Below are 12,600 nucleotides of genomic sequence, written 5' to 3' on the forward strand. Positions count from 1 at the left end.
GTTCTAACCTATGGTCCTTGCGCCGTGACCGGATGGGAGGGAATTCACAATCACTTCGGCCGCCGCTAGGAGCTTATCGACAGATTCTGGCTCGCCGATGCTGATTCGGATGCCGTCACCGGCGAACGGCCGCGACACGATTCCATGCTCGGTGAACGTCGCTGCCGCGGCATCCGTCTCATCTCCCGTCGGCAGCCACACGAAGTTTGCCTGCGTTTCCGGAATCGCCCAGCCCTGCCCGCGGAGCTGCGCCACAATGTGGTCGCGACGCTCGACGAGGGTGTCAACGCGCTCCAACAGCTCGTCTGCGCGCTGGAGAGATGCGATGGCCGCGGCTTGAGCCGTGCCCGTGACAGACAGCGGTATGGCGGAGGCACGAGCGGCGTCGAGCAACTGCTCAGAGCCAAGTGCCCAGCCGACGCGCAGCCCTGCAAGGCCGTAGGCCTTCGAGAATGTGCGCAGCACCACGACGTTGGGGTAGCGCTCGATGACGTCGAGGCCGTTCACCGCGTTCTCATCGCGAACGAACTCGGCATAAGCTTCGTCGAGCAGCACGAGCACCTGCGGTGGAACCTGTTGCATGAATGCGGCGAAGGCATCAGCAGTGACGATCGCGCCCGTCGGATTGTTTGGCGTGCACACGATCACAACGCGAGTGCGATCGGTGATGGCGGCGGCCATCGCGTCGAGGTCGTGCGCGCCGGCGCTGTCGTTGGGAATCTGCACGCTCGTTGCTCCGGAAACCGTCACGAGTCCCGGGTACGCCTCGAAGCTGCGCCACGAGTAGAGCACCTCATCGCCCGGTCCCGCTGCAGCCTGAATGAACTGAGAGAGCAGGGCGACCGACCCGGCACCCACGTGAATCTCGTTCTCATCGACGCCATGCTCTGCGGCGAGGCGCTGGCGCAACTCGGTGGCGGCGGCATCCGGGTATCTGTTGACATCGGTGGCCGTGACGATCGCCTCGATCACCCCGGGAAGCGGAGGAAACGGGTTCTCGTTGCTCGACAGCTTGAATGCGTCGGGGGCTGCGGGCTTGCCCTGACGGTAGGGCGGGGTCGCGACGATCTCGGGACGCAGTCGCACGTGCGATGCGTTGGGAAGCCGGCTGGCGTCTTCGGGGGCAATCACCTTCCCGAGTCTAGACAGTGACCATGCCCCCGTGGGTATACGCGCGGACATCGACGTGAGATGATCCAAAAACAGCGGAATTGCTCGGGAACTGCTGTCATTATGGGTGCATGAGGTTCCTTCTGCAGGTCATCGTGAACGGCGTGGCAATCTGGCTGACCACGCTCATCGTCGGCGGCATCACCATGACGTCGTTTGGTGCCGAATGGTGGCAAATCGGGCTGAGTTACGCCGTCGTCGCGTTGATCTTCGCGATCGTCAACGGCATCATCCGGCCCATCATCAAGGTTGTCGCGTTCCCCATCTACATCCTCACGCTCGGCCTGATCTCGTTCATCGTAAACGGGCTTCTGCTGCTGCTCACCGCGTGGCTGAGCAGCCTGTTCGGGTTCGGGCTGCAGGTCGAGGGGTTCTGGTGGGGCGTGCTTGGCGCTCTCGTCATCGGAATCATCAACTGGTTCATCGGACTGTTCGTGCGTCCGAAGCGGGCGCAGTCGTAGAACGCAGTCCTCAGAGGCAGGCACTACTCCGAGCGAATCACCTCGTCTGGCAGTGGGAGCGGCGATGGCTGCGGCCCCAAGCGATCCACGTGCTCTCCGTCGACGCGCCCCGGATCGTGTAGCGCGTCGTCGTCTCCGCCGTGATCACGCTCGCCGTCGCCACCGGCGTCCGGATCAAACCCGACATCTGTTCCCCCGGGCTGCGCCTCGGGGCTCGATGCCTCGGGGTGAGCAAAACTATCGATTCTCAGATCGACGTCTTGTGGTCGCACAGCATGGTGCGCGTCGTGGGATGACGGGTCATCGGCCACCGGGGCGTCGCCGGGCGCCTCACCGGCCTCCACCCGCGTTGCGTGGTAGTCGGTTCGCGTGCCGTCGCCGTCGATGCCGTCGATTGCCGACTGAAACGGCCCGAACCGAGGATCGAACGTCTCGTCGATCTGAGTTGCCGTCTGCTCATACCCCGACATGCTGTGCGGCGACATCCAATCACCTCCGGGAGGGGCGTCGCCCGTAATGACCGTTCGTTCACCGCCGTCGGTGAAGCCGCCCAGCGCAGGGATCACGTCTCCCGAATGCTCGATGGCGTACGCGTTGACGCCGTCAGGCAGGTCGGCGCCGGTTGATGGGGCACCGAACGTGACGAGCGTCTGCACGTTGTAATCGCCCGACTGCGTCAGGCGCTCGGCAATGAGCCCGCCCTGAGAGTGCCCAACGATCGTCACTGCATCGTCCGGGTCGATTCCCGCGTCGCTCATCGCCTGCTCAACCGCACGGTAGCCGCCGCCGTCTGCGTCGGCCATGAGCGCAAGGTTCGATTCCATGTCGAACGCTTCGTCATCGCCACCGACCCCCATGTCGACGGTGCCGCCGACGTAGACGACCCATGAGTCACCGTTCTCATACTCTTCAACGCGAATCTGGGCCGAACCCGAGCCGGAACTGGGGATGCGCGTCGCCAGATCGGAAATGGATGTCGGAGCACCAACCGTGGAGCGGGCACCCGGGGTCGCCGCAACCGGTGACTCGCCAAGTGAGCGAACGCCGAGAGCGCCGAGGCCCACGGCGACACCGGGAACCGAGAGCCGAGGATCGTTGACGAGCGGAGACAGCGCCGGCGGCATGCCCAACGCGGACTTGACTGTGTCGTCGCTGCCCGAGACGAGCCCGCGCACAAGCAGCATGGCGAGCGGACTGCGAGCGACATCGGGATGAGCGTTCAGCCAGCCCGTCACGTTCTCACCGAGCACAGATTTTACGCGCGAGAATGCCTGACGCCCGCCAGGAGTTGCGGCTAGCGCGACGAGGCCCGGGCCCGCGATGATCGTGGCTCCGACAAGGGGAAGAAGCATGTGCCCGAAGAGCGCACCTCCGACGGCGCCGGTCGCCGACGAAGCCAGGTTGAACAAGCCGCTCACCGTCGACTCGGTCTCGAGGTACAGTGACGCCGTTGCGCCGAGCGCTCGGGCGACCGCGGCCGCGTGGTCGGACGCTGCAGCGAGTTGATCGGCCGCTCGGTCAATGCGCGGGCCCGCCGTGCTCCACCGCGCTGAGGCATTCGGCGGTGCCGTCATGATGCGCGCGGCTGACGCCTCGGCGCTCGCGAGCCCGCATTCGAGCGAAAAACTCGAGAGCTCCTCTTCCAACGTGCTGATCTCGTCTGTGTCGATCATCGTCGGGCTGCCCACCGTGATGCTCATCGCCCCTCCTTCACGCGGCCAGACTCCATGTGCGCTGCGGTGTCTGCCTGCACGCTCGCGATATCGTGAAGCACAGCGTCAAGCGCCCCATCGAGGCTCGACTCGCTGATTGTCAGTTGCGCGTCGATGTCGTGCAGACGCAGCTCGTACGCTCGCGCCGAGGCGCCTGACCAGGTGGCCGGCATTGCCAGGGGAATGCGGTTGTGCGCGAGAGCGGCGACAGTGTCGCGCACACGGTCGAGGGCGGTGTGCTGGGCACGCAGCTCAGCGATCGCCTGCTCGGCCTCAGGTTCGGTGACGGGGTTCACGGATACTCCTTTCACGGCGTGCATCAAGGCTCTCTCTCGGGCAGCATCCGCCCCACCCCGCACAAGCAAACTGTGGAAAGTCCGGACATTGACGCGATTGTGGATGATTAATCGCGACGTGGACTGTGATTCGACCCCACTGTTCGACAGAATGGAACCTATGTCGCGCGCCACCGAGATCGTTCCCTTCTCGATCTGCTTTGTCTGCGCGGGAAACATCTGCCGGTCGCCGATGGCCGAGATCGTCTTTCTGTCGCGCGCCCGTCAGGCGGGACTCTCCCAGTGGGTAACCGCCACATCGGCGGGCATCGGCGATTGGCACGTCGGCGAGCGCGCAGACCAGCGAACGCTCGACGCGCTCTCAGCCCGCGGCTACGACGGCTCGATGCACAGGGCGAAGCAGTTCGACGAAAATTGGTTTCCGAACCTCGACCTCGTCGTTGCCCTCGACCGCACGCATCTGCGTTCGCTGCAGCACAGCGCGCCGACGGCATCCGATCAGACAAAGGTGTCTCTGCTCATGTCGTTCGACGATTCTGCGGACCGAACATGGGACGTTCCCGACCCGTACTACTCGAGCGCGGAAACCTTCGACCAGGTTCTTGGGATGATAGAGAGAGCGAGCCTGGCTCTGTTCCGCCAGCTCGAGCCCGCAATCCGACAGGGAGCCCTTCGATGACACCACTTCCGCCTCAGCCACTCAGCCCACTCGACGGCCGGTATCGCGCCGCCGTCACCGACTTGGGCGAACACCTGAGCGAGGCGGGACTCAACCGCGCACGCGTCACCGTCGAGGTGGAGTGGCTGCTCTACCTCACGTCGCACGGCATGTTCGGCTCACAGCCGCTGACTGTCGCCGAGACCGAATCGCTGCGGCAGCTTGTCGATGACTTCGGTCAGATCGAGATCGATCGCCTTGCCGAGTTCGAGGCGACAACGCGTCACGATGTGAAGGCTGTCGAGTACCTGGTGAGAGAGAAGCTCTCTGAGCTCGGTCTCGACCACATCGCCGAACTCACCCACTTTGCGTGCACGAGTGAAGACATCAACAACCTCTCGTACGCAATCACGGTGAAGGATGCTGTGCAGAACGTGTGGCTGCCGAAGTATCGAGGTGTCATCCGCACGCTGCGCGAGCTCGCCGAGAAGCATCGCGATGTACCCATGCTGTCGCACACGCACGGGCAGCCGGCAACGCCGAGCACGATGGGGCGCGAGCTCGCCGTCACCGTGTATCGACTCGAGCGCATTCTCGTGCAGATCGACGCGAGTGAGTACCTCGGCAAGTTCTCGGGGGCGACAGGCGATTTCGCCGCACATGTCGTCGCCGACCCGGATGCCGATTGGCCGCGCATTTCTCGGGAGTTTGTCGAGTCACTCGGGCTCACGTGGAACCCGCTCACCACGCAGATCGAATCGCACGACTGGCAGGCAGAGCTGTACTCACGAATCGCTCACGCAGGACGCGTGCTGCACAATCTCGCTACCGACATGTGGACGTACATCTCGATGGGATACTTCCGTCAGATTCCGCAAGAGGGCGCGACCGGCTCGTCGACGATGCCGCACAAAGTGAATCCGATTCGCTTTGAGAACGCCGAGGCCAACCTCGAGCTCTCTGCAGCGCTGCTCGACTCGCTTGCCTCGACTCTCGTGACATCGCGTCTGCAGCGCGACCTCACTGACTCGACGACTCAGCGCAACATCGGAGTCGCCCTCGGCCACTCCGTGCTCGCCCTCGACAACATCGGTCGCGGGCTCCGCGAGATCGACCTCAACACGGAGGCGCTGCTCGCCGATCTCGATAGCAACTGGGAGGTGCTCGGCGAGGCGATCCAAACGGTTATTCGCGCCGAGGTGACGGCAGGCCGCTCGCAGATCAGCGACCCGTATGCCCTGCTGAAGGAGCTGACACGCGGAAAGCGCATCGGCCATGCCGAGCTCGCTGAGTTCGTGACGGGTCTCGACATCGGAGACGACGCGAAGCACCGCCTTCTCGCGCTCACGCCCGATCGCTACATTGGCCTCGCCGCGTCACAGGTTGACGCACTCGGCGCACCGCGCTGACCCAGCTGCGCCCTCCCGCGAGGGCGTGCGGCGTTGCAAACCAAGTGTGAGGACAACGAAGAGACATGGATCCGCGGCTGCTGTCGTCTTCCGCCGCATTGCGGCGTGAGTCTGCCGCGCACCCGGGTCACACACGAGCCCACAACCGTGCACTCGTGTTGCAGATGCTCTATCGCGGAACCCCGCTGAGCCGAGCGGATATCGCTCGCGAATCCGGGCTAACCCGCGTCACGGTGTCCGACCTTGTCGGAGATCTGCAGCGCGAGGGGCTCGTCGTCGAACGCGGCATCCGTCAAGCGAGCGGTCCGGGCAAACCAGCCGTGCTTCTCGAGATGGCACGCGACAATCAACAGATCGTCGCGATCGACCTCAGCGGCCACGATGTCTTCAGGGCGGTGCTCACAAACCTTGACGGCGTGATTTCTGAAGAGGTGTCGATTCCGTCGCCCGGCGTCACGGGCGACAAGGCCGCCTCACTTGTCGACGACCTTCTCGAGTGGGCGCTGCAGCTGACGACGGCACCCGTGCTCGGCGTTGGGGTTGGCGTGCCCGGCATCGTCGATCGCGACGAAGTCGTGCGCCGCAGCATCTCGCTCGACTGGACGAATCGCGCACTTGCTCCGGCTTTGGCCTCGCGCTTCGGCGTGCCGGTGAGCGTGGCGAACGACGCAAACGTCGCTGTGCTCGCCGAGCACAGCTTCGCATCGGGTGGCGACGACCTGCTGCTCGTGAAAATCGGCCGCGGTGTCGGGGGCGGGCTGCTGCTCGATGGCCGCCCCGTGCTGGGGTCGCGCTTGACCGCGGGCGAAATCGGTCGTGTGCTCGTGCGCGCAACACCCGAGAGCGAGCCCGTCCCACTCGAATCGCTCATCACCGCAGCGGCGCTGCGTAAGCGGATCGAGAAAGCGGTCGTCGGGGGCGAGACGGCGGATGCTGCGCTGCACAGTGCCGGTCGGGTACTCGGAGTCGCGCTCGCGCCCCTCGTCACAGCACTCGGACTCACGGCGGTTGTGCTCACCGGTCCCGATGAGATCGTCGGCAACGCCCTGATCGACGCGACGCGAGAGGCCGTCGACTCTCACACAGCCGACGACGTCGACCACGTCGACATCCACGTCACGCCGCTCGGCCCCGACATCGTGTTGCGCGGCGCAGCCGCCCTCGTGCTCTCCGAGCGCCTCGGCATCGTGTAGGCGCCTCCGGCCCATAGGCTTGTCGCATGCCGACCGTGCACGACATCACGACTTTTTCCGACGACGCTCCCCCTCCTGGTCAGTCACCGTGGGTTGTGCAGCCCTCGCATCGGCCGATCGACATCGTTGAATACGATTCGACCTGGCCGATGCGGTACGCCGAGTATGAGTCGACGATCCGCCTCAGCCTTGGCGCGCTCGTTCTCGACATCTCCCACGTCGGTTCGACGAGCGTTCCTTCGCTCCCGGCGAAGCCCGTCATCGATATCGATCTCATCGTCGCCGATCCTTCGCACGAGACGCCGTGGCTCACGCCGCTCACCGAGCTTGGGTACGTGCTCACGGTTCGCGAACCCTGGTGGTTCGAGCATCGCTGCCTCACAGCATCCGATCGATCCGTCAACCTGCACATCTTCGGGCCCGACGCCCCTGAGCCGTGGAAGCATCGCATTTTTCGCGATCACCTTCGTCGACATGAGGGTGATCGGATGCTGTACGCAGACGTGAAGCGCTCCGCCGCAGTCACCTCGACCGACCGTGCCGAGACGATGATGGAGTACAACGCCCGCAAACAGGCGGCCATTCGCGACATCTACGCGCGTGCGTTCAGCGCGGCGGGGCTAACACCGAGCGGTGACGCGCCGGAGCCCTAGAGCATTGTCGGCGGCTTGGGGTTTCCGTCGTCGTCGCGCTGGATCTCTTCTCGCTCGATCTTGTTCGGCTTGATCGTCAACGCGAAGAGCGCGAGAAACACCAGGCCGGCGATGAACGCGATTCCGGCCATGACAATGGTGAGCAAAAAGTCGCGCGTTGACATCAGCGTGATGAGCCCGGCGAAGACGCCGAATGCAGCGGCGATGCCGAGAAGCTCAAGCGGCTTCAGCATCTCTCGCTTGCTTGGCTTAGTCATTCTGATTCCTCCGTTGCCGCGATGTCGTCTGCCTTCTGCCATTTGATGGACAGCCCGCCGATGGCGAGAAAAACTGCCATGATGGCGGCGTACGCCCCAAAGACGCCCACGGCCATGACCGACGATGTCAGGGTGAGCGGTGCGTCGTTCAGCCCACCGTCTGCCTGTTGAAAGTCGGGCGGCAGAAGAACGAAGACGACGGCGAGAAGCGCGGTGAGCCCACCGGCGATCAAGAAATCACGCGACAATGCGGAACGACGAATGAGACGGTAACCGGCATAGAGCTCGAGGAGCCCCGTCATTCCCGCCCAGATCGACACCGTGAGCAAAAGCGTGCCTAATCCCGTTGACTGCAGAGCGAGCGCTGCGGTTCCGGCCACGATCGAGATGATCGACTGCGCGATGATCAGGCGTCGCGTTGTGACGTCGGCGACCATGCGAATCGAGAGCACACCGATGACGATGCCCGTAACGAGTGCGAACGCTCCGAAGGCCACGAGACCGAGCGCTGGCGAGTGGTCTCGTGAGAACGTGATGAAGAGGCCAACGGCGGCAAAGAGCACCGCGCGCACAACATGAAGAATCCAGAACCGCGTCGGCGCAGGCTCGATGGCGTGCGAACGTGCGGGAGTGACCACGAAGACTCTGCCTCTTTCATGAAGATCGGCCGCGGGGACACGGCCGACGATGCATCCATTCTACCGGCCACATCCTGAGCGTGCGCCACCTGCGGAACGACGTCATGCGGCGCGCCACACCGGCATCTGTGCGTCAAAATATATTGAGAGAACAATCGCCACAGCATCATCGGGTTGAAGGCGCAGTGACTCTGTCAGGTAGGCAGCGGCGATCGCGCGTTTGCCATTTGCCCACTGCAGCCAGGCCAACGTGCACAGAGGTCTCGACCGGTATTCGCTCGGAAGCAACGCAATCATTCTCCGCAGCACGGCGATTCCGTGCACGACGCGATCGTGCAGCGGGCATTGCCGTTCGATGCCGCGAAACAGGCGGTCGATGCGGTCGCCGTTGAGTTCTCGGAATGCCAGGGGCCCGATCACATAGTCATCGACGGACATCTCGTTTATCTTCGCCTCGGCGATCAACGACAGCCACTTTCTTCGATGCTCAACTCCAGTCTCGCGGCCGAATGCAATTTGAAGCGCCACTGCCTGCACAAGAGACGGGTAGACACACATCGTGGAGAGTTCAGCAGCATCGTCCGGAGAGACCTCTTCGACCGGTCTTCGCATGACATCTTCGACGAGCAGCACAACGTCAACGAGTGCGTCGGCACGCGGTCCCAGTCCATACGAGAAAGCGGATGGCCTCGGGTCTGCGACGGCTGACCGTTCGTCGCTGCGTGCCAGAATCGCATACTCGGTGTCCGCACGATCCTCCTCGTCAACGTCGGGGAAGTGCACAAGGCTCTCGTCGGGCGCGCTGAGGAACTCATCTAGCTTCATCATGCGAACAGCCTGTCGCGACGGCGGCCTGTGAAACGGCACGATTCCTCATCTGTAGACACCCACGACAAGGCATCGACATGTGGACGGAAATGGGAACGCCCGCTATGCCGAAACCCTCTTGCCACTACCTCGCTCGTTGATCACGCTATTGATTCTTCGTCCACAGGTGGAAAGTTTTGCGAGTTATCCACAATAGGTGGTTTGACCGGGGATTTGTGTCGATGGAATGTCAGTGGTCGGTGGCAGACTTCAGTCATGCAAAACGTAGCGGCGCTATCAGCTTTCGACCCCGATGGTGGTCCGGATGCTGTCGCTGTTGAGGCTGCGGAAGACCTGCTTTCTGCCGCATCACGACTCGCGACGATTAACCCTGCAGATCTCTCCGCCAACACACTGCTGACCTATACCGGTCTGCTGGGAAACACCACTCGCATCATCGAAGGCCGTCAGATCTCAAATGTGGGCGACATTGCTCGCCGGTCGGACACGGATGCCGGTTTTGACGGTCTCGCCGCTCGTCACGGGGCGAAGAGCCCGACGGCGCTGTTTGAGGTGATCACGGGGGCGAAGAACTCCACAGCGTATCGGTTTGCGACAGTCGCGAAACACACAACACCGAGAGTGTCGGACACCGGGCTGCCTCTCGAGCCTGTTTTCTCCCAGACCGCGGACGCGCTCGCCCAAGGCACGATTGGTCTGGATGTTGCCGAGTCGATCACGTCGACGTTGGCACCTGTCCTGCCCCGGGTTTCCCCCGAGCAGATCGACTGGGCCGAGAAAACGCTGATCGGTAATGCGACGGGTGCGTTCGGTGAGGTGCCGTTCACGGCGGATGCTGTGCGGCAGCAGGCCCGCGTGTTCCGTGTTGCCCTTGACCCTGACGGTGTCGAACCCACAGCAGAAGAACTCCATGAGGCCCGCAAACTGGTCTTCAAACACCAAGATGACGGGTCGATGAAGATCACCGGGGTGCTCTCACCGGAGCAGGCAGCGCAGGTGACACCCGTGTTTGATGCGTTCATGTCGAAGAGAACGTCGCCGACGTTTATGCATGCTGAGGAGCTCGCCGCGACCAAGCAAGCGCCGGAGGAGCGGTCACGGCCACAGGAACGTGCAGACGTGTTCACCGCGATGATCGCCGGTGTCGGCAAACAAGACTCCACACCGAAACTGCACGGTCGCGGTCCCACAGTGATGGTCACCGTGAAGAACGAGGACCTCGACGCCGGTACCGGTGCAGCCTGGTCACCGGGAACACCAGCACCGTTGCCGATGAGTTTTGTGACACAGATGCAGTGCGATGGCGACACGATGAACGTCACCATTGATGAGCATGGCGACGTGTTGAACCTCGGGAACGCCAGACGGTTCTTCACCGCGAAGCAACGTTTGGCATTGATCGCCCGCGATGGGAACACCTGTGTTGTCGATGACTGCAACGTGGCCGCCTGGCTGTGTGAAGCCCACCACATACACAGATACGAAGATGGCGGTCCCACCAACCTCGACAACGGTGTTTTGGCGTGTTGGTTTCATCATCGGCTCCTCGACCACGACGACTGGACCATCACCCGCGACAAAAACGGCCACCCCAGACTGACCCCACCAGACTGGTATGTGAACCGACGCTACCTGGGACAGCGACGCGCTCCGGGAGACGACGACCGTGAACCGCCAGACGACAACGGCGGGCCAGACCCCGGACGAGATACCAAGCCGCGCACATGACGTACGCGGCGGCCGAAGGACACACGATTCTCGAGTCAAATTGATCGAGGCGCAATCTGTGCTGCCTTCGTGAGTGCACTGGGTCTATCAACGCCAGCTGTTCGACCAGGATGAGACCCTCAACGGTACTCCCGGCGAGCGATTACTGCATGCTCATATCGTGCCGGGGGCTCAATGAATACGTCGGCGACCCTCCTACACTGAGTAACATGCAGACCCAGACCCACGAGCTGCGCTTCACCACCACAGAGGTTCGTAAGAGGTTTCTGCGTTGGTCTGATGGAGAAGCGGACCGCGAGTGGAGATGCCTCAATCTCATTTGGGAACACGCACCGGGGGTGGCCCCACGACCTCTGAGACGCGAGACTGAGAGCGGCCACCCTGTCGTGATCATGGAACGACTGCCAGGAGATCCACTCGGCGACAAACCGCTGACCCGTGAGCAGACAGGGTCGCTTGGGCAGACGTTGCGTCGCCTTTACAGAATCCCCCTCGAGCACATCAACTCCGCGGGAATCAGCGAACGCCCCTACGGCCCGTCGACACTTCCTCAGGCGCTCAGCGGCTGGCTGAGCAAAACGAACGATTTCTCCCGGTGCCAGAACCCGAAGCAGGTGGCCGTCGGAGTCGAAACTGCGCTCGAATGGCTTTCGCGACCCGACGCTCTGCCCTCCCCACGACTCGTCGGGCTTGGAATCTCGGATCTCAACCCGGCGAACATCGTCTGGGATGGTCAAACGTGCCGCCTCGTTGATTTCGAGGACGGCGGCCTCACAGATCCGGCATACGAACTGGCCGATCATGTCGAGCACATCGCCGGGCGCCTCACCGGCGTCTTCAATCCTGCGTCTCTCTCTGAGGCCGTCGGGCTATCGGAAGTCGAGAGGGAGCGAATGCGTGCCTACCAACCGCTCTGGGCAGCTTTCTGGCTGGTTATGCTCCTACCCGGAAACAGCGGTTTCCTCCGGAACGCACCCGGCACAACCGAAGCCCAGGCCTCGCATCTGATGAAGCTCATTGGCTGATCAACGACAGCGCACCGCCCCATATCTCGTTGATCATTCACGAGCATTCGTGTATGAACAGGTCGATCGCGTGACTCGCCACACCCCTAGCTGATGATCTCGAGCGGTCCTTCCTCTGGCGACGGTGGCTCGAACTGCTCAAAGTACTCCGTCGCGGTCTGCTCGGTCATCGGCCAGTCATCTGCCTGTCTGCCGTGTCGGTCACCGACCCGGCTCAGAATGGTCTCGAGGTCCGTCGCAATGTAGACAGTCTTCGGCACGATACCGTGCGGCGCGAGCAATTCGCGGAACTCATCGCGCTGTCGCCGGAACCAGAACCCGAAATCGAGCACGACATCATTCCCCGCTGCGACATGGCTCAGTAAACGCGCCTTCAGCTCTGCTGCCACCTCAGCGACCACGTCGGCGGAAGGCATCGTCGTGATTCCGCGATCCCAGAACTCCACTTCGAACGACAAGCGCGTCCAGCCTTCGCGCTCCAAGCGCTTGGCGTAGGTAGTCTTGCCGGCACCACCGGGGCCGCACATCATTGCGACTCGAGCTACGGGAGTTCTATTCAATGCCACGAAGCC

At 62.9% G+C, this 12,600-nt stretch carries 14 protein-coding genes; 7 read left to right on the forward strand and 7 right to left on the reverse strand.

Annotated elements, in window-relative coordinates:
- Nucleotides 1-3: 3 nt before the first annotated feature.
- Entirely contained in the window at nt 4-1,128 is a 1,125-nt protein-coding gene (locus HCR84_RS14440; protein WP_244972618.1) for a histidinol-phosphate transaminase, read from the reverse strand.
- 113 nt (nt 1,129-1,241) lie between these two features.
- On the opposite strand from HCR84_RS14440, the gene HCR84_RS14445 reads away from it, so the two are divergent.
- Nucleotides 1,242-1,631 carry a phage holin family protein gene (locus tag HCR84_RS14445; RefSeq protein ID WP_166979900.1) on the forward strand — a complete coding sequence of 130 codons (390 nt, stop codon included), beginning with the start codon at nt 1,242-1,244 and terminating at the stop codon, nt 1,629-1,631.
- A 23-nt stretch (nt 1,632-1,654) separates the two neighbouring features.
- Here HCR84_RS14445 and HCR84_RS14450 read toward each other — a convergent pair whose 3' ends face one another.
- Both HCR84_RS14450 and HCR84_RS14455 read right to left on the reverse strand, forming a co-directional pair.
- Nucleotides 1,655-3,331 carry a hypothetical protein gene (locus HCR84_RS14450; protein ID WP_166979898.1) on the reverse strand — a complete coding sequence of 559 codons (1,677 nt, stop codon included), beginning with the start codon at nt 3,329-3,331 and terminating at the stop codon, nt 1,655-1,657.
- Complete coding sequence (locus HCR84_RS14455; RefSeq protein ID WP_166979896.1) at nt 3,328-3,639, reverse strand: hypothetical protein; 312 nt, start codon at nt 3,637-3,639, stop codon at nt 3,328-3,330. The genes HCR84_RS14450 and HCR84_RS14455 overlap by 4 nt, the downstream gene beginning before the upstream one ends.
- 160 nt (nt 3,640-3,799) lie before the next feature.
- On the opposite strand from HCR84_RS14455, the gene HCR84_RS14460 reads away from it, so the two are divergent.
- From HCR84_RS14460 to HCR84_RS14475, 4 genes are all read left to right on the forward strand, one after another.
- A complete protein-coding gene (locus HCR84_RS14460) occupies nt 3,800-4,318 on the forward strand; it encodes a low molecular weight protein-tyrosine-phosphatase (protein ID WP_195706655.1) in 519 nt (172 codons plus the stop codon).
- Nucleotides 4,315-5,706 carry an adenylosuccinate lyase gene (gene purB, locus HCR84_RS14465; RefSeq protein ID WP_166979894.1) on the forward strand — a complete coding sequence of 464 codons (1,392 nt, stop codon included), beginning with the start codon at nt 4,315-4,317 and terminating at the stop codon, nt 5,704-5,706. Before HCR84_RS14460 ends, purB begins: the two co-directional genes overlap by 4 nt.
- Before the next feature lie 65 nt (nt 5,707-5,771).
- The gene (locus tag HCR84_RS14470) at nt 5,772-6,899 is read left to right on the forward strand and encodes an ROK family transcriptional regulator (protein ID WP_166979892.1); all 1,128 of its coding nucleotides are present in this window, start codon (nt 5,772-5,774) and stop codon (nt 6,897-6,899) included.
- A 26-nt stretch (nt 6,900-6,925) separates the two neighbouring features.
- Nucleotides 6,926-7,552, forward strand: a complete 627-nt coding sequence (locus HCR84_RS14475) for a GrpB family protein (protein WP_166979890.1) — start codon at nt 6,926-6,928, stop codon at nt 7,550-7,552.
- Here the strand turns inward: HCR84_RS14475 and HCR84_RS14480 are convergent.
- The 3 genes from HCR84_RS14480 to HCR84_RS14490 form a co-directional block, all read right to left on the reverse strand.
- Nucleotides 7,549-7,809, reverse strand: a complete 261-nt coding sequence (locus tag HCR84_RS14480; protein ID WP_166979888.1) for a hypothetical protein — start codon at nt 7,807-7,809, stop codon at nt 7,549-7,551. The genes HCR84_RS14475 and HCR84_RS14480 overlap by 4 nt on opposite strands.
- Nucleotides 7,806-8,447, reverse strand: coding sequence for a hypothetical protein (locus HCR84_RS14485; protein ID WP_166979886.1), 642 nt, complete (start codon nt 8,445-8,447; stop codon nt 7,806-7,808). Before HCR84_RS14485 ends, HCR84_RS14480 begins: the two co-directional genes overlap by 4 nt.
- Before the next feature lie 102 nt (nt 8,448-8,549).
- A complete protein-coding gene (locus HCR84_RS14490) occupies nt 8,550-9,275 on the reverse strand; it encodes a hypothetical protein (RefSeq protein ID WP_166979884.1) in 726 nt (241 codons plus the stop codon).
- A gap of 255 nt (nt 9,276-9,530) precedes the next feature.
- On the opposite strand from HCR84_RS14490, the gene HCR84_RS14495 reads away from it, so the two are divergent.
- Complete coding sequence (locus HCR84_RS14495) at nt 9,531-11,003, forward strand: HNH endonuclease signature motif containing protein (RefSeq protein ID WP_166979882.1); 1,473 nt, start codon at nt 9,531-9,533, stop codon at nt 11,001-11,003.
- A gap of 209 nt (nt 11,004-11,212) precedes the next feature.
- Entirely contained in the window at nt 11,213-12,028 is an 816-nt protein-coding gene (locus HCR84_RS14500) for an aminoglycoside phosphotransferase family protein (protein WP_166979880.1), read from the forward strand.
- An 86-nt stretch (nt 12,029-12,114) separates the two neighbouring features.
- On the opposite strand, the gene HCR84_RS14505 is transcribed toward HCR84_RS14500, so the two are convergent.
- The gene (locus HCR84_RS14505) at nt 12,115-12,594 is read right to left on the reverse strand and encodes a P-loop nucleotide/nucleoside kinase family protein (RefSeq protein ID WP_218043578.1); all 480 of its coding nucleotides are present in this window, start codon (nt 12,592-12,594) and stop codon (nt 12,115-12,117) included.
- Nucleotides 12,595-12,600: the final 6 nt, after the last annotated feature.

Origin of the sequence: Paramicrobacterium fandaimingii (assembly GCF_011751745.2) — a bacterium.
Lineage (GTDB): Bacteria > Actinomycetota > Actinomycetes > Actinomycetales > Microbacteriaceae > Paramicrobacterium > Paramicrobacterium fandaimingii.

Bases quoted from the DNA above. Each gene is read 5' to 3' on its own strand.
- HCR84_RS14445 (WP_166979900.1), top strand. From the start codon at position 1,242: ATGAGGTTCCTTCTGCAGGTCATCGTGAACGGCGTGGCAATCTGGCTG.
- HCR84_RS14450 (WP_166979898.1), bottom strand. From the start codon at position 3,331: ATGAGCATCACGGTGGGCAGCCCGACGATGATCGACACAGACGAGATC.
- HCR84_RS14460 (WP_195706655.1), top strand. From the start codon at position 3,800: ATGTCGCGCGCCACCGAGATCGTTCCCTTCTCGATCTGCTTTGTCTGC.
- purB (WP_166979894.1), top strand. From the start codon at position 4,315: ATGACACCACTTCCGCCTCAGCCACTCAGCCCACTCGACGGCCGGTAT.
- HCR84_RS14470 (WP_166979892.1), top strand. From the start codon at position 5,772: ATGGATCCGCGGCTGCTGTCGTCTTCCGCCGCATTGCGGCGTGAGTCT.
- HCR84_RS14475 (WP_166979890.1), top strand. From the start codon at position 6,926: ATGCCGACCGTGCACGACATCACGACTTTTTCCGACGACGCTCCCCCT.
- HCR84_RS14480 (WP_166979888.1), bottom strand. From the start codon at position 7,809: ATGACTAAGCCAAGCAAGCGAGAGATGCTGAAGCCGCTTGAGCTTCTC.
- HCR84_RS14490 (WP_166979884.1), bottom strand. From the start codon at position 9,275: ATGATGAAGCTAGATGAGTTCCTCAGCGCGCCCGACGAGAGCCTTGTG.
- HCR84_RS14495 (WP_166979882.1), top strand. From the start codon at position 9,531: ATGCAAAACGTAGCGGCGCTATCAGCTTTCGACCCCGATGGTGGTCCG.
- HCR84_RS14500 (WP_166979880.1), top strand. From the start codon at position 11,213: ATGCAGACCCAGACCCACGAGCTGCGCTTCACCACCACAGAGGTTCGT.